20 protein-coding genes and 1 tRNA gene are annotated in these 22,593 nt (G+C 70.5%); 15 read left to right on the forward strand and 6 right to left on the reverse strand.

The genetic code is table 11. The features are described 5' to 3' along the window. Positions 1-51 precede the first annotated feature (51 nt). The 6 genes from NR112_RS21080 to NR112_RS21105 all read left to right on the forward strand — a co-directional run bounded on the left by NR112_RS21080 (position 52) and on the right by NR112_RS21105 (position 7,397). Entirely contained in the window at positions 52-1,695 is a 1,644-nt protein-coding gene (locus NR112_RS21080; RefSeq protein ID WP_256796236.1) for an AMP-binding protein, read from the forward strand. Positions 1,696-1,965: 270 nt separating this feature from the next. After that, positions 1,966-3,831, forward strand: coding sequence for a hypothetical protein (locus NR112_RS21085; RefSeq protein ID WP_256796237.1), 1,866 nt, complete (start codon positions 1,966-1,968; stop codon positions 3,829-3,831). A 189-nt stretch (positions 3,832-4,020) separates the two neighbouring features. Further along, entirely contained in the window at positions 4,021-5,781 is a 1,761-nt protein-coding gene (gene argS / locus NR112_RS21090) for an arginine--tRNA ligase (protein ID WP_256796238.1), read from the forward strand. 126 nt (positions 5,782-5,907) lie between these two features. Further along, positions 5,908-6,081 (forward strand): hypothetical protein, encoded by a 174-nt coding sequence (locus NR112_RS21095; protein WP_256796239.1) that lies wholly within the window; start codon positions 5,908-5,910, stop codon positions 6,079-6,081. 111 nt (positions 6,082-6,192) lie between these two features. Beyond that, positions 6,193-6,903 (forward strand): flavodoxin family protein, encoded by a 711-nt coding sequence (locus tag NR112_RS21100; RefSeq protein WP_256796240.1) that lies wholly within the window; start codon positions 6,193-6,195, stop codon positions 6,901-6,903. 110 nt (positions 6,904-7,013) lie between these two features. Further along, a complete protein-coding gene (locus NR112_RS21105) occupies positions 7,014-7,397 on the forward strand; it encodes an SHOCT domain-containing protein (RefSeq protein WP_256796241.1) in 384 nt (127 codons plus the stop codon). A gap of 32 nt (positions 7,398-7,429) precedes the next feature. Here NR112_RS21105 and xylB read toward each other — a convergent pair whose 3' ends face one another. Next, positions 7,430-8,875 (reverse strand): xylulokinase, encoded by a 1,446-nt coding sequence (xylB, locus tag NR112_RS21110; RefSeq protein ID WP_256796242.1) that lies wholly within the window; start codon positions 8,873-8,875, stop codon positions 7,430-7,432. A 38-nt stretch (positions 8,876-8,913) separates the two neighbouring features. Then, the gene (locus NR112_RS21115) at positions 8,914-9,129 is read right to left on the reverse strand and encodes a hypothetical protein (protein WP_256796243.1); all 216 of its coding nucleotides are present in this window, start codon (positions 9,127-9,129) and stop codon (positions 8,914-8,916) included. A gap of 233 nt (positions 9,130-9,362) precedes the next feature. Here NR112_RS21115 and NR112_RS21120 point away from each other — a divergent pair, with 233 nt between their 5' ends. The 4 genes from NR112_RS21120 to NR112_RS21135 all read left to right on the forward strand — a co-directional run bounded on the left by NR112_RS21120 (position 9,363) and on the right by NR112_RS21135 (position 13,530). Then, on the forward strand, positions 9,363-9,518 hold the full coding sequence (locus NR112_RS21120) for a helix-turn-helix domain-containing protein (RefSeq protein ID WP_256796244.1): 156 nt from the start codon (positions 9,363-9,365) through the stop codon (positions 9,516-9,518). Between the two features lie 186 nt (positions 9,519-9,704). Then, positions 9,705-11,270, forward strand: a complete 1,566-nt coding sequence (locus NR112_RS21125; protein WP_256796245.1) for a Re/Si-specific NAD(P)(+) transhydrogenase subunit alpha — start codon at positions 9,705-9,707, stop codon at positions 11,268-11,270. Positions 11,271-11,276: 6 nt separating this feature from the next. Next, positions 11,277-12,665 carry a Re/Si-specific NAD(P)(+) transhydrogenase subunit beta gene (gene pntB, locus NR112_RS21130; protein WP_256796246.1) on the forward strand — a complete coding sequence of 463 codons (1,389 nt, stop codon included), beginning with the start codon at positions 11,277-11,279 and terminating at the stop codon, positions 12,663-12,665. A gap of 196 nt (positions 12,666-12,861) precedes the next feature. Beyond that, entirely contained in the window at positions 12,862-13,530 is a 669-nt protein-coding gene (locus NR112_RS21135) for a helix-turn-helix domain-containing protein (RefSeq protein ID WP_256796247.1), read from the forward strand. Positions 13,531-13,599: 69 nt separating this feature from the next. Here NR112_RS21135 and NR112_RS21140 read toward each other — a convergent pair whose 3' ends face one another. The 3 genes from NR112_RS21140 to NR112_RS21150 all read right to left on the reverse strand — a co-directional run bounded on the left by NR112_RS21140 (position 13,600) and on the right by NR112_RS21150 (position 16,261). After that, positions 13,600-15,099, reverse strand: coding sequence for an APC family permease (locus NR112_RS21140; RefSeq protein ID WP_256796248.1), 1,500 nt, complete (start codon positions 15,097-15,099; stop codon positions 13,600-13,602). 175 nt (positions 15,100-15,274) lie between these two features. Beyond that, positions 15,275-16,072, reverse strand: a complete 798-nt coding sequence (locus NR112_RS21145; RefSeq protein ID WP_256796249.1) for a PH domain-containing protein — start codon at positions 16,070-16,072, stop codon at positions 15,275-15,277. Positions 16,073-16,090: 18 nt separating this feature from the next. Further along, positions 16,091-16,261 carry a hypothetical protein gene (locus NR112_RS21150; RefSeq protein WP_256796250.1) on the reverse strand — a complete coding sequence of 57 codons (171 nt, stop codon included), beginning with the start codon at positions 16,259-16,261 and terminating at the stop codon, positions 16,091-16,093. A gap of 150 nt (positions 16,262-16,411) precedes the next feature. Between NR112_RS21150 and NR112_RS21155 the strand changes: the two genes are divergently transcribed. The 3 genes from NR112_RS21155 (at position 16,412) to NR112_RS21165 (ending at position 21,238) form a co-directional block, all read left to right on the forward strand. Then, positions 16,412-17,401 (forward strand): small ribosomal subunit Rsm22 family protein, encoded by a 990-nt coding sequence (locus NR112_RS21155; RefSeq protein ID WP_256796251.1) that lies wholly within the window; start codon positions 16,412-16,414, stop codon positions 17,399-17,401. A 152-nt stretch (positions 17,402-17,553) separates the two neighbouring features. After that, positions 17,554-18,132 (forward strand): hypothetical protein, encoded by a 579-nt coding sequence (locus NR112_RS21160; protein ID WP_256796252.1) that lies wholly within the window; start codon positions 17,554-17,556, stop codon positions 18,130-18,132. A gap of 148 nt (positions 18,133-18,280) precedes the next feature. Further along, positions 18,281-21,238, forward strand: coding sequence for a BTAD domain-containing putative transcriptional regulator (locus NR112_RS21165; protein WP_256796253.1), 2,958 nt, complete (start codon positions 18,281-18,283; stop codon positions 21,236-21,238). A 34-nt stretch (positions 21,239-21,272) separates the two neighbouring features. On the opposite strand, the gene upp is transcribed toward NR112_RS21165, so the two are convergent. Then, positions 21,273-21,911, reverse strand: coding sequence for a uracil phosphoribosyltransferase (gene upp / locus NR112_RS21170; protein WP_256796254.1), 639 nt, complete (start codon positions 21,909-21,911; stop codon positions 21,273-21,275). A 17-nt stretch (positions 21,912-21,928) separates the two neighbouring features. On the opposite strand from upp, the gene NR112_RS21175 reads away from it, so the two are divergent. Continuing rightward, entirely contained in the window at positions 21,929-22,432 is a 504-nt protein-coding gene (locus NR112_RS21175; protein WP_256796255.1) for a nucleoside deaminase, read from the forward strand. A gap of 10 nt (positions 22,433-22,442) precedes the next feature. Beyond that, positions 22,443-22,532: transfer RNA gene (locus NR112_RS21180), tRNA-Ser, on the forward strand. Positions 22,533-22,593 lie beyond the last annotated feature (61 nt).

The following is a 22,593-nucleotide window of genomic DNA, read 5'->3' on the forward strand; positions in this document are numbered from 1 at the left end:
CGGGGTTGGGTGTGGTGAGACCGTCCATCGCCGCACGCCGGGAGGCCATCGATGACCGCCGCACCACCCGCACCGCTCGACCCGACCCTCTCGCACACCCGCGGCGAGACCGACACCCAGCTGCTCGAGGCGACGATCGGTGACAACTTCGACGCGACGGCCGCGCGGTTCGGCGAACGTGAGGCGCTCGTCGACGTTACGCAGGGGCGCCGGTGGACGTATGCGGAGCTGCGGGACGACGTGGACCGACTGGCCCGCGCGCTGCTCGCCGTCGGCGTCGGCACGGGCGACCGGGTCGGCATCTGGGCGCCGAACTGCTCCGAGTGGACGCTGGTGCAGTACGCGACGGCCAAGATCGGGGCCATCCTCGTCAACATCAACCCGGCCTACCGGTCCCACGAGCTGCAGTACGTCCTCGGGCAGGCCGGCATCTCGACCCTCGTCGCAGCCGAAGCCTTCAAGTCGAGCAACTACCGGCAGATGGTCGACGAGGTGCGCGACGAGGTCGACGGCCTCGAGCGCGTCGTCTACATCGGGACGTCCGACTGGACCGAGCTCGTCCTTCGTGCCGACGACGTCGCTCCGGAGGAGCTCGCGCGCGTCCAGGCGGGACTCTCGAACACCGACCCCATCAACATCCAGTACACCTCGGGCACCACGGGATTCCCGAAGGGCGCGACGTTGAGCCACCGCAACATCCTCAACAACGGCTACTTCGTCGGCGAGCTGTGCGACTACACCGAGGCCGATCGCGTCTGCATCCCGGTGCCCTTCTACCACTGCTTCGGCATGGTCATGGGCAACCTCGCGTGCACGACGCACGGTTCGTGCATGGTGATCCCGGCGCCGGGCTTCGACCCCGCGCTGACCCTCCAGGCCACCCAGGACGAGAAGGTCACCTCGCTCTACGGCGTGCCGACGATGTTCATCGCCGAGTGGAACCTCCCCTCGTTCGCGGACTACGACCTGTCCACGGTGCGCACCGGCATCATGGCCGGATCCCCTTGTCCTGCAGAGCTGATGAAGCAGCTCATCGCGGCCGGCATCGAGGAGATGACGATCTGCTACGGCATGACCGAGACGTCGCCGGTCTCGACCCAGAACCGCACGAACGACACGTTCGAGCAGAAGGTCGGCACGGTCGGCCGGGTCGGCCCGCACCTCGAGATCAAGATCGTCGACCCGGTGACCGGCGAGACGCTGCCCCGGGGGAAGGCCGGCGAGTTCATGACGAAGGGCTATTCGGTGATGCTCGGCTACTGGGAGCAGCCCGACAAGACCGCTGAGGCCATCGAGGACGGGTGGATGCACACCGGCGACATCGGCGTCATGCACGACGACGGCTACGTCGAGATCACCGGACGCATCAAGGACATGGTCATCCGGGGTGGCGAGAACGTCTACCCCCGCGAGATCGAGGAGTTCCTCTACACCCACCCCGACATCCTCGACGCGCAGGTCATCGGCGTCCCCGACGAGAGGTACGGCGAGGAGCTGTGCGCGTGGGTGCGGATGAAGGAGGGCGCCACCCCGCTCACCGCCGAGTCCCTGCGCGAGTTCTGCAGCGGTCGGCTCGCGCACTACAAGATCCCGCGCTACGTCGAGATCGTCGACGAGTTCCCGATGACCGTGACGGGCAAGATCCGCAAGGTCGAGATGCGCGAGACCACGGCGAAGAAGCTCGGACTCGTCTGAGAGCCGCGAGCGGACCCGAGGGGGACCGCGGAGCAACGGGATTCGCGTGGACGAGCAGCCATCGGGACTGCCGCCACGGGACCGATGGCGTATGCCGTCCGGCCGCCGGACGGCATTCGCGCGCTCGTGGGGGTGTGAACCGGGCGGTCGTCCCGAGGGTTCGGGGTACGTCGAGGACGACGTCGGCGCGCTGGATGCCGCAGAGGTCCCCCAGCGCAGTAGGTTTCGGGGGAAGTGGTCGTGAGGGCCCGTAATCCGTAAGGGGATGGCATGTCCGACACAGGCAAGACGATTCTGTGGATCGTGGTGGCGATCGTCGTCATTGCAGTGATCATCTGGTTGTTCGTCTCGGCAGGGCGGCGTCGCGAGGTCGAGGCGCGACGCTTCGAGGCCGGCGAGCTGCGAGCCAAGGTCGACGAGCGACTGCCCGAGGTGCAGGACACCGAGGACCGCGCATCGGTGACGGCCGCGATGGCTGCCGATGCGCGCGCCGAGGCCGAACGCAAGGCCGCCGAGGCCGAGCGAGTCGCCGCGGAAGCGCGGCGGCTCGAGGAGCAGGCCGAGGCGCACCGCGCCTCCGCGGAGTCCGCTCGCACCGAGCACGCGGGTCTCGAGCGGGAGGCCGACCGTATCGACCCCGACGTCGCCACCGACGACGAGGGCTACCGCGTCGACGACGCCGGCAACCGCCTTCCCGGTCAGGAGCCGCCGCGCGGTACCGGCGCTGCTGGTGCGGCCGGCGCCGGCGCTGCCGGTGCGGCAGCGGTCGGGGCCGCGGCGTTCGCGCACGACGACGACGAGGACGACCTCGCCGACGCCGAGAACCCCTTCGCTCCCTCGGACGCCGCGGCGACCGACGAGCAGGACGGGACGAGCGTGGCGTCCGAGCCGATCGACTCGGCCGCGGTCGCACCGGTGGACGACGAGACGTCTAACACCCGGGACGCGGACGAGCCCGCCTGGACTCCCTCCGAGGACGTCTCGTCCGGCGAGAGCCCCGACCTCGCGAGCGACGCGGACCTCGCCGACGAGCGGATGGGGGACGCGTCCTCCTACGCCTCGGACGAGCCCGAGGTCACTGGCCGCGCCGACGACGGCGACGAGACCGACGACACCGCCCCCGCCTCGACGAGCTGGGCACCGACCGAGACCGACGCTGCCGACACAGGTGCTGAGACGGGTGCCGGGACGGGTGCCGGGACGGGTGCCGACGAGAACGTGCACGAGGACGCGACGGACGGGACCACGGACGACCCGGGCTCGTCTGCGCTCGGCGGCGCTGCCATGGGTACCGCCGCCGTGGGGGCGGCCGCAGCGAGCCACGACGACCGTGATGTCCACCGTGATGGCAACCGTGACGACGACGTCGACAACTCGGGCGCCGTCACGGAGGTCGCCACCAGCGACGCCGCCGTCGCCGGCACGGCAGCCGTCGCGCACGACGACGTCGCGGACGCGTCGACGGAGGACCCAGCGGGTACTGGGACTGCGACGGAGCAGCCCTCAGACGAAAGGTCCACGACCGTGAGCGACACCCAGTCCGACGCCACCGGCCCCACAGACACCACTGACGCCACTGATGGCACCGACGAGGACTACACGCCGCCCGTGGCCGACGCCGAGGAGCCGCGCGAGGTGTCGGTCCCGGCCCTGGACGAGCGCGACGACGTCGTGACCGACGGCGGCATCCCGACCGACGACCCGGGCGACCACCGCGGCCAGCCGTGGGCGACGACCCCCGGCGAGCGCGGTCTCGAGGAGGGCGCCGACGTCGACGGCGACGCTGCGGACGCCGGGCTCGACGTGGACATGGCGCCGCACTCGCACGAGAGCGACGAGGACGACGAGCTCGCCGAGCCCGCGGACGCCGGGACGCCCAGCGACTCCACCGAGGACTCCGCTCCCGGGCGCCGAGTCTCAGGCTTCGACGAGGTCGTCGACGGCGGCTTCGGCCTCGGCTCGGCCGCCCCGCTCGCGGACGGCGCCCAGCCGCTCGGCCACGCCGTCAAGGGCACCCGTGAGGGCACGACGTTCGTCGGACCTGACGACGCCGGCTACGACGACGTCGAGCCCGACGTGTGGTTCTACAGCGAGGACGCCGCCCGTCGAGCGGGCTTCCGTCGCCAGGGCGAGTGACCGCTCCCTGACGGACCCTCGCGTCCGTGGCCACGTGCACCACGCTGTGCACGTGGCCACGATCGCGTCCGGGCCCCCCAACACGGGACCGCGCCTCTTCGCGGTCCGGGCGACACGGCATACGCCCTCGGTGGGGCCGACCCGAAACGGTGGCGCGGGCACCCGGTCGGCGCAAATAGACTTGCCGGCATGGTTTCCCCGCTCGTCGCGCTCACGCCCAAGGTCCAGTCCGCGATCGCCGCCGCCCTCGGTGACGACTTCCGCGAGGCCGACCCGGTGCTGCGCCCGTCGCAGTTCGCCGACGTGCAGGTCAACGCCGCCCTCGCCCTCGCCAAGAAGGTCGGCCTCCCGCCGCGCGAGGTCGCGGCCAGGATCGTCGACGCCCTCGACCTCGACGACGTGTGCGACTCCGTCGAGGTGAGCGGCCCCGGCTTCATCAACCTCACCTTCTCGAGCTCGTGGATCGCCGGGCTGCTGCAGGACGTCGAGGCCGACGAGCGCAACGGTGTGGTGCTGCAGGCCACACAGAACATCCCGATCGACTACTCCGCACCCAACGTCGCCAAGGAGATGCACGTCGGGCACCTGCGCACGACCGTCGTCGGCGACTCGCTGGCCCGCACCCTCGAGCACCTCGGCCACCACGTCATCCGGCAGAACCACATCGGTGACTGGGGCACACCCTTCGGCATGCTCATCGAGCACCTGCTCGACGTCGGTCGGGACTCCGAGGAGGCCGACCTCCTCGTCACCGACCCCAACGCCTTCTACCAGGCGGCCCGGGTCAAGTTCGACGGCGCCGACAAGGCCGAGCCGGCCGGCAGCGAGGGCGACTTCAACGTGCGGGCCCGCACCCGGGTCGTCAAGCTCCAGGCCGGCGACCCCGACACCCTGGCCCTGTGGCGTGAGCTCGTCGACCTGTCGAAGATCTACTTCAACAAGATCTACTCGACGCTGGGCATCACGCTGACCGACGACGACCTCGCCGGCGAGTCCACCTACAACGAGGTGCTCGCAGACCTCTGTGCCGAGCTCGAGGCCAAGGGCATCGCGACCGTCTCGGACGGCGCCCTGTGTGTCTTCCTCGACGGCTACACCGGGCGCGAGGGCAAGCCGGTGCCGCTCATCATCCGCAAGAGCGACGGCGGCTACAACTACGGCACGACCGACCTGGCGACGATCAAGCACCGCGTCGAGGACCTCAAGGCGCACCGGGTGCTCTACGTCATCGGCGCCCCGCAGGCCCTGCACCTCAACATGGTGTGGGACACCGCGCGCAAGGCCGGTTGGCTGCCCGACGACGTCGTGCCCGTCCACGTCCAGATCGGCAACGTGCTCGGCGACGACCGCAAGATCCTCAAGACGCGCTCCGGCAAGCCGCTGCGGCTCATGGCCCTGCTCGACGAGGCCGTCGAGAAGGCCCGGACCGTCATCGACGGCACGCGGCCCGACCTCGACGAGACCGTGCGCGCCACCATCGCCCGGCAGATCGGCATCGGCGCCGTGAAGTACGCCGACCTGTCCGTCGCGCACGACAGCGAGTACGTCTTCGACCTCGACCGCATGGTCGCGCTGACCGGCAACACCGGTCCGTACCTCCAGTACGTCGTCGCCCGCGTCCGGTCGATCTTCCGCCAGATCGGGCTCGACCCGGCCGCCCAGCACGCGCCGATCCTGCTCGGCGAGCCACACGAGCGCGCCCTCGCGACGCACCTGCTCGGCTTCGGTGACGTCGTCGCCGAGGTCGGAGACACCTACGAGCCGCACCGGCTCGCCGGTTACCTCTTCGAGCTGGCGCAGGCGTTCTCGGCGTTCTACGAGAACTGTCCGGTGCTCAAGGCCGAGCTCGACGAGGTCAAGGAGTCGCGACTGACGTTGTGCGCGCTCGTCTTCCGGGTCATGACGACCGGTCTCGACCTGCTCGGACTGGAGTCGCCCGAGCAGATGTGACCGCCGAGGCGGGCCGGTGTCGGCACGCGGCACGGCGCGTCGTGTCGGGTCGCTCCTCCGGTCACCCGCGGCACCGGGCTCGCGATCGGTGGCTGGTTCATCCCGTTCGCCAACGTCGTCCTCGCGATGCTGGGGCGCCGCGCCCAGGACGGACTCGAGCAGCCCGACTCGATGGACGCCCTGGTCTCATCGCTCCAGACGAGCCTCACGTACGAGGCCCTGGGCGGGGTCTTCGGGGCCGCCGCGAGCGTCATCGCCATCCTGCTGATCCGCAAGGTCATGGGCTTCACCCGGCGCTGACCCGACGTGCGGCGACGTGATCGACGAGGTGCTGACGACCGCGAGGACGTCAGCACCTCGTCACATCCGGGCCATTGCGACGGCGGGCCGCCACGGAGGACAGTCGACTCCATGACCGACTGGGACTTCACCGGCCTCAAGGCCACCTACGTCAACTGCACGCTGAAGAAGAGCCCCGAGCCGAGCCACACCCAGGGGCTCGTCGACGCCAGTGCCGCCATCATGCGCGAGCACGGGGTCGTGGTCGACGAGATCCGCCTCGTCGACCACGACGTCGCCACCGGCGTCTACCCCGACATGCGCGAGCACGGCTGGGAGAGCGACGCGTGGCCCGACCTCTACCCCGGCATCCTCGACAGCCAGATCCTCGTCGTCGCCGGGCCCATCTGGCTCGGCGACAACTCGAGCGTCACGAAGCGCTTCGTCGAGCGCATCTACTCGTTGAGCGGGATGCTCAACGACCAGGGCCAGTACCTCTTCTACGGCAGGGTCGCCGGCTGCCTCATCACCGGCAACGAGGACGGCATCAAGCACTGCGCGCAGAACGTCCTCTACAGCCTCCAGCACGTCGGCTACACGATCCCGCCCAACGCCGACGCGGGCTGGATCGGCGAGGCCGGCCCGGGGCCGAGCTATCTCGACCCCGGCAGCGGTGGCCCCGAGAACGACTTCACCAACCGCAACACGACGTTCATGACGTGGAACCTCATGCACCTCGCGCGGATGCTCCACGATGCGGGGGGCGTGCCGGCATACGGCAACCAGCGGTCGGCGTGGAACACCGGCGAGCACTTCGGCTGGCACAACCCGGAGTACCGCTGACGGCGTGGGGCCGCGCAGTCACCCCGTGCGGATGATGCTGGGCCGGCCGACCGGTCGCGACCATGGGAGTGAGCACACCGACGTGTGCTGTCCTCCGAGAAAGGTCGCCCATGTCGTTCTGGGACATCGTCTGGTTCATCGTCATCTTCTTCGCGTTCGCGACCTACCTCCTGGTGCTCTTCTCGATCGTCGCCGACCTCTTCCGTGACCCCCAGGTCTCCGGAGGGATGAAGGCGCTGTGGGTGGTGTGCCTCATCTTCTTCACGTTCATCACCGCGATCGTCTACCTCATCGTGCGCGGACGCGGCATGAACGAGCGCTCGACGAAGAAGTACGCCGAGTCACGTCAGGCGCAGGACGAGTACGTCCGTGCCGTCGCGGGCGCCACGAGCACCTCGGCACCGGAGCAGATCGCCAAGGCGAAGGAGCTGCTCGACTCGGGCACCATCTCGGCCGACGAGTTCGCGGCGCTCAAGGCGAAGGCGCTCGCCTGACGGCTGGCGCCCGCGTCCGACAGCGCGGCGGCTCAGACCCCGTGGGTGCGGGAGACGAGCTCCTCGTAGCGCGCCACGACGTCGGCGTGCGCCTGCGCGTCGCCCGGCGGGAGGGCATACTCCGAGTCGATCGCGAGGGCCCACGTCGGTGGGTCCGCCTCTCCCGAAAGCGCCCACGCGGCCTGGCGTGCGGCGCCGACGCCGACGTACTCGGCCGGTGCCGGCACGACGACTGGCGCGCGGAAGAGGCCCGGCGCGATCTCGCGGACCGCCCGTGAGGCGGCCGCTCCACCGATGAGCAGGATGCGTCCGACCTCGACGTCGTGGTCACGGAGGGCGTCGACCCCCGCGACGAGGTTGCACAGCATCCCCTCGACCGCGGCCCTGGCGAGGTTCTCGGGCGTCGCGTTCGTGCGGGTGAGCCCGCTCAGCGTGCCAGTCGCTTCGGGGAGGTCAGGGGTGCGCTCGCCGTCGAGGTAGGGCAGGAGGGTCAGGCCGCCGGCGCCCGGGACCGCCTGCAGCGCGAGACGGTCGAGGTCCGCGAGGTCCACACCGAGCATCGATGCGGTCGCGGTCAGCACCCGTGCAGCGTTGAGGGTGCACATGAGCGGGAGGTGGTGACCGGTCGCATCGGCGAAGCCGGCGATGGCACCGGTCTCGTCGCGGATCGCGGAGCCGTGCGGCGTGAAGACCGTGCCGCTCGTCCCGAGCGAGACGACGACGTCACCGGGGTGGAGGGTCAGGCCGAGGGCGGCACCCATGTTGTCGCCAGTGCCGGCCGCGACGAGGAGGCCCTGGGCCGTCCGACCGGCAGCCTCGGCGGGAGAGAGCACCTCGGGGACCTGGAGGGTCCGCCCGAAGGCCAGGTCGAGCAGGTCGAGTCGGTAGTGGCCGTCGGCGGCCGACCAGTAGCCGGTGCCGGACGCGTCGCCGCGGTCCGTGCTCCAGCGCTCGAAACCATTGCCCTGCTGGAGGATCCGACCGGTCAGCCAGTCGTGGGGCAGCACGACCCGGGCCACGCGCGCGGCGTGCTCGGGCTCGTGCTCGGCGAGCCATCTCAGCTTGGTGACCGTGAAGCTGGCGACGGGGACGAGGCCGACGGCGTCGACCCACGCACCGACGCCGCCGAGCTCGCTCGTGAGGTCCCGGGCCGCCCCGGCGCTGCGGGTGTCGTTCCACAGCAGGGCGTCCCGCACGACCGCGTCGCGCTCGTCGAGCGTCACCATGCCGTGCTGCTGACCGCCGACGGCGATGGCGGCCACCCCGTCGAGGACGCCGTCGCCGCCCGCCTGCTCGTAGGCCTCCCACCACAGGTCGGGGTGCACCTCCGTGCCGTCGGGATGCGGGGCCCGGGCCGTGCGTACGACCTTCCCCGTCTCGGCGTCGCAGACGACGATCTTCGTCGACTGGGTCGAGCTGTCGACCCCCGCCACGAGGGTGCGTCCATCGGTCACGTCGTGCTGCTCTGCCCGGTCCATGACTGCAGGGTCTCCCGAGCGCCCCTGGTGTGCAAGGCCTACAGGGCTCGCGTGAACACCGAGGTGAAGCGCTCGTCGTCGACGAGGTCGCCGAAGAGGTCCCCATCGCGGAGGAAGGGGAGCGGGTCGGTGGCCTGCTGCGCGGCTGCCGCCATGACCCGCTCCTTGACGCGGTGGACGACCTCGATCGGCTCGCACTGCTCGTCGGCGCCCTCCGCGGAGCGGGCCACGGCGGTCGACCGCGACGCGGTCATCCAGTTCAGCGACGAGTGGATCCATGCGGCGATGGAGCACCTGCCGGAGCTGGCCGGGGTGACGGAGGTGCTCCAGCTCTCGACCCGTGGGATCGTCTTCTCCGGAGCCACGGCTTGGCGGGCCGCCGAGATGATCGTCGCCTGCGTCCACAGTCAGGGCGTCGAGCAGCTCGGCCACCTCTTCAAGCTCTGCCCGACGCCTGCTCGACACGACCGATCACTCCGTCGCCCAGGTGGCCGAGCTGAGCGGCTACCACAACATGGCCAACTTCAACCGTCAGTTCCTCGCCGAGGTCGGGACGACGCCGAGCGCGTACCGACGGCTCGAGTCCGACCAGAAGCCGCCGCGCGAGGTGTTCAGCCTCGGTAGTCGGGCGCCCTCGCACTGACCCTCCGGGTTCACGTCGAGGTCACCGACGCAACCCCTGGGACGCCGTGACTGCCCACGATCAGAGACGGTCGGGCCCGGTGGCGTGTCTTTTGTGTGATGTGCCCGGCAGACCTGCCGTTACCCGTGCGTCGTGCCCTAGGTTCGTGAACCAGTGCCCACAGCCCTCCGCACGAAGGAGCCCAGCGTGCAGATCGGTGTCCCCCGTGAGACCCGCGCCCGCGAGACACGTGTAGCCGCGACGCCCAAGACCATCGAACAGCTCGTCGGACTCGGTTACGACGTCGCCGTCGAGAGCGGGGCGGGGGAGCGGGCGAGCTTCTCCGACGAGGCGTATGCCGCCGCCGGGGCTCGTGTGGTCACAGCCGAGGAGGCGTGGGGCTCCCCGATCGTCCACAAGGTCAACGCACCCTCCGACGCCGAGGTCGCGCGGCTTCGGCCGGGCACCGTCCTCGTGTCGCTCCTGGCGCCGGCCATCACCCCCGACCTCGTCGAGAAGCTGCGCGCCGCGGGCGTCACCGCGATGGCGATGGACGCCGTGCCGCGCATCAGCCGGGCCCAGTCCCTCGACGTCCTGTCGTCGATGGCCAACATCGCCGGCTACCGGGCCGTGGTCGAGGCCGCCCACGAGTTCGGCTCGTTCTTCACAGGACAGGTCACGGCAGCGGGCAAGGTGCCGCCCGCCAAGGTGCTCGTCGCGGGGGCCGGTGTGGCGGGCCTCGCCGCGATCGGCACGGCACGCTCGCTCGGCGCGATCGTGCGCGCGACCGACGCCCGCGCCGAGGTGGCCGAGCAGGTCGAGTCCATGGGCGCCGACTTCCTCGCCGTCCAGATGCCCGAGGTCGATGCCGCAGCCACGTCGAGCGACGGCTACGCCAAGGAGATGGGCGAGGAGTACAACCGGCGGGCCGCGGAGCTGTATGCCGCCCAGGCGCCCGACGTCGACATCATCGTCACGACGGCGCTCATCCCGGGACGTCCCGCGCCACGGCTCATCACCGGCGAGATGGTGGCCTCGATGAAGCCCGGCTCGGTCATCGTCGACATGGCGGCGGCCAACGGCGGCAACGTCGAGGGCGCGGTCGCCGACGAGATGGTCGTCACCGACAACGGCGTGACGATCATCGGCTACACCGACCTCGCGGCCCGTCTGCCCACTCAGGCGTCGCAGCTCTACGGCACGAACCTCGTCAACCTCATGAAGCTCCTGACGCCGGGCAAGGACGGCGAGCTCGTCCTCGACTTCGACGACGTCGTGCAACGCAACATGACGGTGGCGCGCGACGGTGAGCTGCTGTGGCCGCCGCCCGCGATCCAGGTGAGCGCGGCCCCGGTCGCGCAGACGGCGTCCGGCACGAAGATCGTGAAAGAGCCTGAGCCGCCCAAGGATCCACGGCGCAGGTATGCCGGGATGGCGATCGGCGCCGTCGTCTTCGGGGCGGTGGCCGCCGTGTCTCCGCCGAGCTTCCTCGGGCACTTCACCGTCTTCGCGCTCGCCGTCGTCATCGGCTACTACGTCATCGGCAACGTCCACCACGCCCTGCACACGCCGCTGATGTCCGTCACCAACGCGATCAGCGGCATCATCGTCGTCGGCGCGCTGCTCCAGCTCGGCTCGGCCGGTTCGGTGGGCGGCACGAAGGGTGTCGTCATCATGGTGCTCGGCTTCGTCGCCGCGCTCCTGGCCAGCATCAACATCTTCGGTGGCTTCACCGTGACCCGCCGCATGCTGACGATGTTCCGGAAGGGCTGACCGCACATGGACATCGCACTCATCCAGGCGGCATACATCGTCGCGGCGCTGCTCTTCATCATGTCGCTCGCCGGGCTCTCGAAGCACGAGACCGCCCGCGACGGCAACGTCCTCGGCATGGTCGGCATGGGCATCGCCCTCGTCGCCACGCTGTGGCTCTCCCTGCGCGATGCCGCGTGGTCGGCCTGGCTGCTCATCGGGGTCGCGATGGTCATCGGGGCAGCGATCGGGATCGCCCGCGCACGCAGGGTCGAGATGACCGGCATGCCGGAGCTCATCGCGATGCTGCACTCGTTCGTCGGTGCCGCCGCCGTGCTCGTCGGCATCAACACCTTCGTCGCCACCTCCGACCTCGTCGGGGTCGAGGGGGAGGCCGTCCACCTCGTCGAGATCTTCCTCGGCGTCTTCATCGGAGCCGTCACGTTCACCGGCTCGATCGTCGCGTTCCTCAAGCTGTCGGCGCGCATCTCGAGCAAGCCGCTCATGCTGCCGGCACGCCACTGGCTCAACCTCACCGCGCTCGTCGTGTCCGCAGGGCTGCTCGTGTGGTTCGTAGCGGCCCACTCGATCGTGCCGCTCCTCGTCATGACGGCGATCGCGCTCGCGTTCGGCTGGCACCTCGTCGCCTCCATCGGCGGCGGTGACATGCCCGTCGTCGTGTCGATGCTCAACAGCTACTCGGGTTGGGCCGCCGCGGCCGCGGGGTTCATGCTCGGCAACGACCTGCTCATCGTCACCGGTGCGCTCGTCGGCTCGTCGGGTGCCTACCTCTCGTACATCATGTGCACGGCCATGAACCGGTCGTTCGTCTCGGTCATCGCCGGCGGGTTCGGCTCCGACGGCGCGGTCTTCGACTCCGACGTCGACTACGGGGACCATCGCGAGACGAACGCGTCAGAGGTCGCCGACCTGCTCAAGAACGCGTCGTCGGTCGTCATCACGCCCGGCTACGGCATGGCGGTCGCACAGGCGCAGTACCCCGTCGCGGAGCTGACGGCCAAGCTCCGGGAGCGCGGCGTGGATGTCCGGTTCGGCATCCACCCGGTGGCCGGCCGCCTGCCCGGCCACATGAACGTGCTCCTCGCCGAGGCTCGCGTGCCGTACGACATCGTCCTCGAGATGGACGAGGTCAACGACGACTTCCCGGACACCGACGTCGTGCTCGTCATCGGCGCCAACGACACCGTCAACCCGGCGGCCGCCGAGGACCCCACCTCACCGATCGCCGGGATGCCGGTCCTGCAGGTGTGGAACGCCAAGGACGTCGTCGTCTTCAAGCGCTCGATGAACGCCGGCTACGCCGGAGTCCAGAACCCGCTCTTCTTCCGCGACAACTCGGCGATGCTCTTCGGCGACGCCAAGGAACGCGTCGAGGACATCATCAAGGCCCTCTGACCGACCCTTCGGCCGGCCCGACTCCCCCGGAGTCGTTCGGATCCTGCTCCGGTTTGGGGAGCAGCTTCCGAGTCGCGCGGGGATTGGTGCGGGAGGTTGTCTATCGGATCCTGCTCCGGTTTGGGGAGCAGGATGCGAGGCCGCTGGAGCGGTGTCACCGGTCGCTGCCACCATCTCCGAACACAGGAGGTGTCCGATGGGCGACATGCAGCACCAAGATCCGAACGAGGGCGTGGGCGACGGTCTGGGGGAGGTCTTCGACGGGGCGCGCTACATCGTGCGAGCACGCCGGGTGGCCGATCTCAGTCAGCGGGAGCTGGCTGACGAGATCGGGGTCTCGAGGGCGACTGTCGGGCGGCTCGAGTCGGGTGCGGCCCGGGTCGACACCGGCACGCTCTCGGTCATCCTGGCGAAGGCCGGTCTCCGCCTCGCCGTTCTGGACCGGGAGGGGCGAGAGATCTCCCCCGTTCCGCTCGACGTGCTGCGCGACCACGCAGACCGGCGCTTTCCCGGGCATCTCGACGCGCGGCCGCCCCAGGACGCGCCTTCCGACCGGGTCCACCCGCGTCGCGGTGCGCCGGAGCCGCTCGGCTGGTACCAGCAGCGCCCGTCCCGCGCTCGACGACGTGTCCGGAACGGCACGCCCGTAGACCACCCGACGGTCAGCGGTCTGCGAGAGGCCCGACAGGCGGCGTACTGGGAGGGCGTGGCAAGGGCCGAGGCGCGGCGTGCAGCCAACCCCGAGCCGGAGTGCTCGTGCTTCGATGACTGCTTCGAGCGCGCCTGCCTCGTCGAGTGTCCCTGCCAGTGTGAGCCGGACCATCGAGCCAGCCTCCGGTCGGTGCGTCCCGGGGCAGATGCCTGACCGCATGCACGGCGCACAGCCCGCCCGTGAACATCACGGGCGGACTGTGCGGGCTTCGATCGGCGAGGCTCAGCGTTCGCTGAGCACCTCGGGGGCCTCTCGGCGGCCTTCCTCCTCCTCGCCCGTCGCGAGCTTGCTGTGCTGGCGCGAGTAGAGGAAGTAGATGAGGAAGCCCAGCAGCATCCAGATGACGAACCGGATCCACGTCTCGACCGAGAGGTTGAGCACGAGGTAGAAGCACGCGGCCGCGGACAGCCACGGCACCACCGGGTTGCCGGGCACCTTGAACGAGCGCTTCAGGTCGGGGCGCCGCTTGCGCAGGATCGGGACGGCCAGCGAGACGAGCATGAAGGCGGTCAGCGTGCCGATGTTGACCATCTCCTCGAGCTTGCCGATGGGGGTCAGCGAGGCGATGAGGGCGACGACGGTGCCGATGATGAGCGTGAGCCTGACCGGGGTGCTCGTGCGCGGGTTGGTCCGGCCGAGTCCGGCCGGGATCAGGCGGTCACGGCTCATCGCGAACGTGACGCGGGTCGCGCCGATGATGAGGGTCATGACCACCGTGGTGAGGCCGGCGACGGCGCCGGCCGAGATGAGCGTGGCGTAGCCCTCCTTGCCCACGGACTTGAACGCCGTGGCGAGCGCCGCATCGGGGTCGATGTCCTTGTAGTTCTGCATGCCGGTGATGACGAGCGTGACGGCCACGTAGAGCAGGGTGCAGATGGCGAGCGAGCCGAGGATGCCACGGGGCAGGTCACGCTGCGGGTTCTTGGCCTCTTCGGCTGTCGTCGCGACGACGTCGAAGCCGATGTAGGCGAAGAAGACGATGGCGGCGCCGGCCATGATGCCCATGACGCCGTACGTCGCGGGAGTCATGCCGGTGATGACCTGGAGCAGCGGCGTCGTCAGGCCCTCTGCGGCCTTGCCCGGCTGGGACGGCGGGATGAACGGCGACCAGTTGTCGCGGTTGATGAACTGGATGCCCGCGAAGATGACGAAGAGCACGATGAAGAGCTTGACGCCGACGAGCACGAGGTTGACGCGCAGCGACTCCTTGATGCCCCAGGCGATGAGCAGCGTCAGGCCGGCGATGAGCAGGAAGGCCGGCAGGTCGAAGTGCGACCCCGGCCCGACCGATTCCGGCCAGGTCACTCCCAGCTGATCCAGGAAGGTCACGAAGTACTGCGACCACCCCTGGGCGACCACGCTCGCGCCGAGCATGAGCTCGAGGAGCAGGTCCCAGCCGATGATCCATGCGATGAGCTCGCCGAGCGTCGCGTAGGAGAAGGTGTAGGCCGACCCGGAGACAGGAACCGTCGACGCGAACTCGGCGTAGCAGAGAGCGGCGAGACCACAGACGATCGCGCCGATGACGAACGACAGTGCGATGGACGGACCGGCGTAGTCCTTGGCGGCTCTGCCGGTCAGCGTGAAGATGCCGGCGCCGATGATGACACCGATGCCGAAGACCGTGAGGTCAAGGGCGCTGAGTGTCCTCTTCAGCTTGTGGTCGGCCTCTTCGGACGAGGCCATCGAGGCCTCGACCGACTTGGTGCGGAACACGCTCATGCTGTCCTCCGAGCGGTCGGTGACGGGCGGATCATCACAAACTAGCGGTGAGCGCGACCGCCTGCGAGTCCTGCCCGGGCGTCGTCGGCCGCGCGCCGCGGGGGAGGCCGCGGCTACCCGGTGGTCCCCCCCGACGCACACCGGTGCCACCCGACGCCGGGACCCGGCGCACGGTTCAGTCGTGGGGACGCGGCCAGATCGGGCCGGTGTCGGCGCCGCGACGGCGACGCTTGAGGTCGTCGCTCTCGTAGACGGTCTCGGCCTCCCCGGACGGCCGCTGGATCGGGACGGCCCGAGAGTAGGAGTCGAGACGGTCCTGGATCGGGTTGTGGGTGCGGTGCACGTCGGGGTATGCCGTGCCGCCACCCGGGGCGATCGGGCTCACAGGCGGAATCTGACCGCCGGGCTGCCCGGTGTCGTCGGCCTCGCCGTCGATCTCCTCGAAGTCCTCGTCGCCGGGGGGCGGGACGATGTGGAAGATCTCGGCGCAGATGTCGCGGTAGGTCTGGTCGGGGTTGGGCACCCACTTGACCTCGCGGAGGGCCTGGTCCTGGCCCGCGCTCTCGAGGACGAACTTGCCGTAGCCGAGGAACTGGCCGGGGATGGAGCGGACGTAGCTCATGTCGGTGACCTTGAGCAGCGGCATCATCGCGACCTTGTGCGAGATGAGCCCGTAGCGCAGCAGCAGCCGCTTGTCGGTGGCCACGAACCAGTTGTGGCTCCAGTCGAGCAGGCACCACAGGAGGCGGGCGAGCAGCCCGAAGAAGAGCCACCAGAAGATGGTGCCGACGGCCTGCGTCGTCTTCGTGACGTTGGAGTCGACCCACACGGCGGCGGTCAGTGCCAGGAGCATCGTCGCGACGGGCTCGGCGAGCTTGCCCCAGTGCGCACGTACCGCGGTGACGAGTCTTTCTCCCGGGAGCAGGATCGGCGCCAGTCCCGCCGGTACCTCCGTGCTCCGCATCAGGGCCATGAGCTCAGTGTGCTCGCATCAGCGGTTGAGCAAGGAGTTGAAGAACCTGAGGATCGCGTTGAAGCCGTCGACGAGCACACCCCAGATGTTGCTGACGATGTCGGCAGCCTTGTCGGGGGACGTGAACACGGCGTAGACGAAGAACGCGAGCACGATGATCAGGATGACCTTCTTGGCCTTGGGGCCCATGGTGTGTCGCTCCTTGGAGGGAAGGTGCTGGCGCTGCCCTGACAGCCCCACGGCACAGGGGTGGGACCAGTGTGCCGCACGTGGCTGGTGGGGTGCGGCATCGGCGCCCGCGTGTCGGTTTGACCTGGACGTCGCCGCTATCCTCCACGGGTGTCGCGAACGCCAGCGTATGCCGCCGAGCTGCGCACTGCTCTGAGCCGCGCCGCGCGTGGGGTGGACGAACGCGAGCTGACCCGGGCGACCGAGGCGCTCGTGTCGCGCTACCGGTCGGTTGCCCCGGCGTCGGCGCCGATCCTCGCCTCGCGGGTGCACGTGGCCGCGTATGCCGCCTACCGGATGCCGGCGACGCACGCGGCGCTCTCGCGGGTCATGGTCGATCTCGCCGACCGCGGTCTGGCGCCGCGCTCCCTGCTCGACCTCGGTGGCGGCACAGGCGCGGCGGCGTGGGCCGCCGCGGGCGCCTTCGACTCGCTGGAGTCGGTCACGGTGCTCGACCAGGTGGAGGATGCGTTGGCCCTCGGTCGTGACCTCGTCGCCGAGTCGTCGTCGCCCGCGCTCGCGGGAGCCACATTCGACCACGCGGTCGCGGGCCGGTGGCCGGAGGTCGACGCCGATCTGGTGAGCGTGTCGTACGTGCTGAGTGAGCTCGACGAGTCCCATCAGGATGGGCTCGTCGCCGACGCGATGCGCCTCGGCCGCGCCGTCGTCGTCGCCGAGCCGGGGACGCCCGACGGCTACGCCCGGGTGCTCCGCGTCCGGTCCGCTCTGCTCGCGGCCGGCTGGACCCTGCTCGGCCCGTGTCCGCATTCGATGGGATGCCCTCTCGCACAGGGTGACTGGTGCCACTTCGCGGCTCGCGTGAGCCGGTCCGCGGAGCATCGTCGGCTCAAGGGGGCGGAGCTGTCCTACGAGGACGAGAAGTTCTCGTGGGTCGCGGCCGCCGCTCCCGGCGTGCTCCAGAGTCCGACATCAGAGCAGATCTCGGGTCGCATCCTCCGACACCCCGTGAAGCGCAAGGGCCTCGTGGAGTTCCAGGTCTGCCGGCCGGACGGAACATCGGGTCGGGAGGTCATCTCGAAGAGGTCGGGGGAGCGCTACCGGGCGGCCCGAGACGCCGAGTGGGGCGACGTCCTTCCCTGAGGTCGTGTCGGGGTCGCCCCTCGCGTCGCCCCTCACCTCGCCGGCTGAAGTCGTGCCTGAAGTCGGGCTGAAGTGCCGCTCGCCAGTGTTGCTGTCATCAGCCAGAACGAGCGGCGGAGGCTCCGGCCGAAGCCCCGATCAAGGAGACAGAGATGAACACCACGTCGGGCACCGCGATCACCGAGACCGCCCCCACCACCGTCCGCACCACCGCCAGCACCACGCTCACCCGCATCCGCAGCCGCCTCCTGGCGATGCTCCTGGTCGCCGGGGCCATCGTCGGCATCGGCGTCTCCACCGCCGGCTCGGCCTCCGCGGCGGTCGCTCCCACGAACAACTTCTCGGCGGAGTGCTCGCCGTACTCCGTCCAGGCGTATGCGCCCGACATGGGCTGGTACCCGAACAACGCGGTCGTCTGGTACCCGACCATCTACCTCTGGACCACGTCCGGATGGCAGAAGTACTACACCGGCCCCACGCAGGTCGCGCTCGGTGACAACACGTCCGGCTCGCCGTGGAGCATCACCGGGTCGTGGATGCGCTCGTCGGTCACCTTCTCGGGGCTCGGCCACAACCGGTACTTCCAGGTTCGCGTGTCGTACGCCTGGGCGGGACCGAACGTCGACCACCTTGCCCACGTGGACATGTACGTGCAGCACGCGGTCGCGCAGGGCAACTTCACCTACGCCTCCTACTCACGCTCCACGAGCTCCTACTGCTACATCCCCTGATCTGGGAAGCGAGGGAGGTCGGCCGGTCGCCCGCACGGGCGCCGGCCGACCTCTGCGTTGTGGCCGTGACGCGACCCCGCCGGGTCTAGTCTTCCGAGCAACGGGCCGCGGGGCCGGCCCTTGGCTGCGTCGTCACGTGGGGGCCGTGGTGCTGATCAGACTTCTCGGACCGACGGAGGTGCTCGGCGACGACGGGCGGCCCCTCGACGTCGGTGGCGCCAAGCAGCGAGGGGTGCTGGCCCAGCTGGCGCTGCGGGCCAACGTGGCGGTGTCCCTCGACCGGCTGGCCGAGGGTGTGTGGGGCGAGCAGGTGCCGCCGCGCTACCGCCAGAACGTGCAGGTCTACGTCTCGACCCTGAGGCGGGTGCTCGAACCCAACCGTCCCGCGCGCGCCCCGAGCTGCATCATCGGTCACCGGGAGGCCTACGAGCTCGTGGCGGCGCCCGACCAGGTCGACGTGGAGCGCTTCCGGAGGGCGGTCCGAGCCGGTCGCGAGCTGCTCGCCCAGGGCCGGCCCGAGTCGGCGGCGACCCTTCTCGCCCAAGGCCTCGAAGAGTGGCGTGGTACGCCGCTCGCCGATCTGGCGGACGAGCCCTTCGCAGCCGACTGGGTGTCCGAGCTGCTCGAGGAGCGGATGGCCGCCCTCGACGACCGCATCGAGGCTGACCTGGCTCGTGGTCGGGCGGCGACGCTCGTGGCCGAGCTCCAGGGGCTCGTGCGCGAGCACCCCGACCGGGAGCGGCCGTGGCAGCACCTCATGCTCGCCCTCTACCGCTCCGGTCGTCAGGGCGAGGCGATGGAGGCATACCGGTCGGCGCGCGAGCACCTGCTCGACGAGTCGGGCATCGACCCCGGCCCCGACCTGCGCCGGCTCGCGGACCGGATCCTGAACCAGGACCCGTCCTTGATCGCCTCGGCCCCGGTGTCGTCTGAGTCGGGCACGGTCCCGGTGCCCCTCACGGCGGTCGTCGGCGGGACAGACCGGGTTGCCCGAGTGCTCTCCTACCTGAACGGCGGTGAGCGGCTCGTCGTCCTGACCGGGCCAGGTGGCGTGGGAAAGACCCGGTTGGCGCTCGCCGTCGCGGCCGAGCTGCAAGACGCCCGTCGACCGCTGGCGTGGCTGCCACTCGAGCACCTGACCGACCTGCGTGAGGCGTCGGCGGCGATCGCGGCGGTGCTCGGCGTCGACGACCTGCACGCCGACGCCGCGATGCTGTCGGGCCGGGACGACGTCCTCGTCCTCGACAACCTCGAGCAGTTGCCAGGACTCGGCGCACCCCTGCAAGTGCTGCTCGAGGCGGTCCCAACCCTCCGGGTGCTGGCCACGAGCCGGTCGCCACTGGGGGTCCTCGGTGAGGTGGTCATCGAGGTCGAGCCGCTCGACCCCCGGACCGACGGCGTCGATCTCTTCGCGGAGCGGGCGAGAGCGCACCTGCCGTCGTTCGACGCCGAGCCGTGGCGACCCGTCATCACCCGGATCTGCGAGCGGTTGGACGGTCTTCCGCTGGCGATCGAGCTCGTGAGCGCCCGTCTGGGGGTCTTCGGGCCCGACGACCTTCTCGCGGAGCTCGACCCGGCGGTGAGCTCTTCGCGCACGGACGGCGGCCACGGGCGTCAGGACTCGCTCCAGGACCTTGTGGGCTGGAGCCTCGACCTGCTGCCGACAGCGTCGCGGCGGTTCTTCGAGGACCTGGCGTCGCTGCCCGAGACGTTCGACCTCGACACGGCCGTGGCCGTCGGCTCGGGCGCCGGGCTCGACCCGTCCGATGCCCGGAGGGTCGTGGCCGAGCTCGTCCGCGCGGCGCTCTTGCGTGCCGTCGAGACCGAAGCGGGCCGACGGTTCACCATGCTCAACACGGTGCGTGCCGTGGGCCGCGCCGCCGGTCTCACCAGGGAGGGGCCAACCGAAGAGAGGCCCGATGCCGTGCTGGACGCGGTGGCGGATGCGGTGGCGGACCTCTGGGTCGAGCGGGCCCGCCGCACCGACCCAGCGGAGCAGCCCGACGCCCGGCGCCTCGCGGCCGCCCGGGCTGACCTGTCGACGACGCGATGGGTGCTCGAGCACCTGACGGGCAGCGGGCGGGCGGACGAGGCGGCCGAGATCCTGCTGTCCGGTCGGCGGGTCTACGCCGTGCTCGGCCACGCCGACGAGACGCTCGAAGGCCTCGTGGCGGCCCTCGACGCCGGCCTGTCCGACCGGGTGCGGGCCAGGGCGATGGTCGGGGCGGGGTCTGCGGCCTACGTGACCAGCGACCCGCGGGCCGAGGAGCTGCTGGCGGCGGTCGTCGACGTGGCCGACGACGACGTCACGTGGCTCGTCATCGGGCACACCTCGCTGTGCGCCCTGCACGCGGACGGCTCCGATGCGGAGGGCGCCCTACGGCATGCACGCGAGGGCCTGGCCCGAGCCGAGGCGAGCGGCAGCCGGCCGCTGCTCCGGGTCGCGCACTCCGCCGCCGGCTGGGCCGCGCTGCGCAGCGGGCGCTACGACGATGCGCGCGACCACGCCCTGGCACAGCTCGGGCTCGCATCCGGCGACGCGGAGACGGTGCTCGCCCTGCAGGACGTGACCCTCGCGGAGCTCTTCCGACAGGCGACCGAGGCGGCCATCGAGGTCGCGACCGAGGCCCTGCGCCTCAGCCTCCGCCTCGGACCGTCGTTTCCCCTGGCGCAGTCGCAGCAGCAGCTCGGCTACGCACTCCTCCAGGCAGGGGACGCGGTCGGTGCTGCTGAGATGCTGCTCGCGGGTCTGCGGACCGCCCCCTCGCACCACGACCAGGGCTTCCTGCTCGAGAGCGTCGCGGCCATCGGCCTGGCGGCGTGCATGGCCGGCCAGGGCGAGCCGGGGCGAACGCTCGTCCAGCGCTCGGCCGCGTTCGCGCAGAAGCACTTCGGGGTCGACTGCGCCCTCAGCGACCCACTGCTGTCGACGGCGGAGCGCCACGGCGTCAGAGCCGCCCTCGAGCCCGGGGCGCTCCCGGCGATGGGTGCTGTCGCCGACCTGGTCGAGCAGGCGATGGACGTCGCAGGCGGGATCGGGGGTGCGAGTGACGCCTCGGGCGGCAGCACGACCCGGCCGGGGCGCGACCGAGCGCGGTCCGGGTGACCGGGCTGTCGGCATACGCCAGCGGGTCTTGGGCTCAGACCACGCCGTAGAGGCGGTCGCCGGCGTCACCGAGCCCGGGGACGATGTAGCCCTTCTCGTTGAGCTTCTCGTCGATGGTGCCGAGCACGACCTTGACGGGGATGTCGCTGTCGGCGAGCTCGTCCTCGAGGTGCGCGATGCCCTCGGGCGCCGCCAGCAGGCAGACCGCGGTGATGTCGCGGGCACCCTTGGCCGTGAGGTAGTCGATCGCCATGACGAGCGTGCCGCCGGTGGCGAGCATCGGGTCGAGGATGAAGACCTGGCGTCCGGTGAGGTCGTCGGGCAGGCGGTTCGCGTACGTCGAGACCTCGAGGGTCTCCTCGTTGCGGATCATGCCGAGGAAGCCCACCTCGGCGCTCGGGAGCAGCTTGACCATGCCGTCGAGCATGCCGAGACCGGCGCGCAGGATCGGCACGATGATCGGCTTGGGGTTGGAGAGCTTGATGCCGGTGGTCGGCGCGACGGGCGTCTCGATCTCGAACGGCTCGACACGGACGTCGCGCGTGGCTTCGTAGGCGAGCAGCGTCACGAGCTCCTCCGCGAGGCGCCGGAAGGTCGGGCTGTCGGTCCGCTTGTCGCGCAGGTAGGTCAGCTTGTGGGCGATGAGCGGGTGGTCTGCGACATGGACGTCCATGGGTGGAAACTTAGCGCGTGGCGAAGAGATCCGAGACCCCCGACAAGACCTCCGTCCCGGCCCGGGAGACGTATGCCGCCTGGGTCGGCCAGGCGCTCGACCTCGCGGCGGCGACCGTCGGCGCGCAGGACGTCCCCGTCGGCGCCCTCGTCGTCGGCCCCGAGGGCGGAGTGGTGGGGCGCGGGCGGAACATCCGTGAGGAGCGGGGTGACCCGACGGGCCATGCCGAGGTCGTCGCGCTGCGTGAGGCGGCGCAGTCGCTCGGCTCCTGGCGGCTCGACGGCTGCACGCTCGTCGTGACGCTGGAGCCGTGCGTCATGTGCGCCGGTGCGGCGATGGCGGCGCGGGTCGAGCGGGTCGTCTTCGGCGCCTGGGACCCCAAGGCGGGAGCCTGCGGGTCGGTCTGGGACCTGACCCGGGACCCGCTCGCGACGCACGTCGTGGACGTCGTCGGGGGCGTCCGAGCGGAGGAGTCAGCAGCCCTGCTCGTCGATTTCTTCGAGGGCCGGAGGCTCGGGTAAGGTCTCTCCCGGTGGCGTGTCCGAGCGGCCTAAGGAGCACGCCTCGAAAGCGTGTGTGGGGGTAACTCCACCGTGGGTTCAAATCCCACCGCCACCGCCAGTCACCTGCAGAAACGCCGGTTCGAGCCTCAGGGTTCGGACTGGCGTTTCTCGTCGTGGTC

Source organism: Terrabacter sp. Ter38, from assembly GCF_024519435.1.
GTDB lineage: Bacteria > Actinomycetota > Actinomycetes > Actinomycetales > Dermatophilaceae > Terrabacter.

Coding starts and splice junctions, on each gene's coding strand:
- NR112_RS21080 (WP_256796236.1), top strand. CDS start 52: ATGACCGCCGCACCACCCGCACCGCTCGACCCGACCCTCTCGCACACC.
- NR112_RS21085 (WP_256796237.1), top strand. CDS start 1,966: ATGTCCGACACAGGCAAGACGATTCTGTGGATCGTGGTGGCGATCGTC.
- argS (WP_256796238.1), top strand. CDS start 4,021: ATGGTTTCCCCGCTCGTCGCGCTCACGCCCAAGGTCCAGTCCGCGATC.
- NR112_RS21095 (WP_256796239.1), top strand. CDS start 5,908: ATGCTGGGGCGCCGCGCCCAGGACGGACTCGAGCAGCCCGACTCGATG.
- NR112_RS21100 (WP_256796240.1), top strand. CDS start 6,193: ATGACCGACTGGGACTTCACCGGCCTCAAGGCCACCTACGTCAACTGC.
- NR112_RS21105 (WP_256796241.1), top strand. CDS start 7,014: ATGTCGTTCTGGGACATCGTCTGGTTCATCGTCATCTTCTTCGCGTTC.
- xylB (WP_256796242.1), bottom strand. CDS start 8,875: ATGGACCGGGCAGAGCAGCACGACGTGACCGATGGACGCACCCTCGTG.
- NR112_RS21115 (WP_256796243.1), bottom strand. CDS start 9,129: ATGACCGCGTCGCGGTCGACCGCCGTGGCCCGCTCCGCGGAGGGCGCC.
- pntB (WP_256796246.1), top strand. CDS start 11,277: ATGGACATCGCACTCATCCAGGCGGCATACATCGTCGCGGCGCTGCTC.
- NR112_RS21135 (WP_256796247.1), top strand. CDS start 12,862: ATGGGCGACATGCAGCACCAAGATCCGAACGAGGGCGTGGGCGACGGT.
- NR112_RS21140 (WP_256796248.1), bottom strand. CDS start 15,099: ATGAGCGTGTTCCGCACCAAGTCGGTCGAGGCCTCGATGGCCTCGTCC.
- NR112_RS21145 (WP_256796249.1), bottom strand. CDS start 16,072: ATGGCCCTGATGCGGAGCACGGAGGTACCGGCGGGACTGGCGCCGATC.
- NR112_RS21150 (WP_256796250.1), bottom strand. CDS start 16,261: ATGGGCCCCAAGGCCAAGAAGGTCATCCTGATCATCGTGCTCGCGTTC.
- NR112_RS21160 (WP_256796252.1), top strand. CDS start 17,554: ATGAACACCACGTCGGGCACCGCGATCACCGAGACCGCCCCCACCACC.
- upp (WP_256796254.1), bottom strand. CDS start 21,911: ATGGACGTCCATGTCGCAGACCACCCGCTCATCGCCCACAAGCTGACC.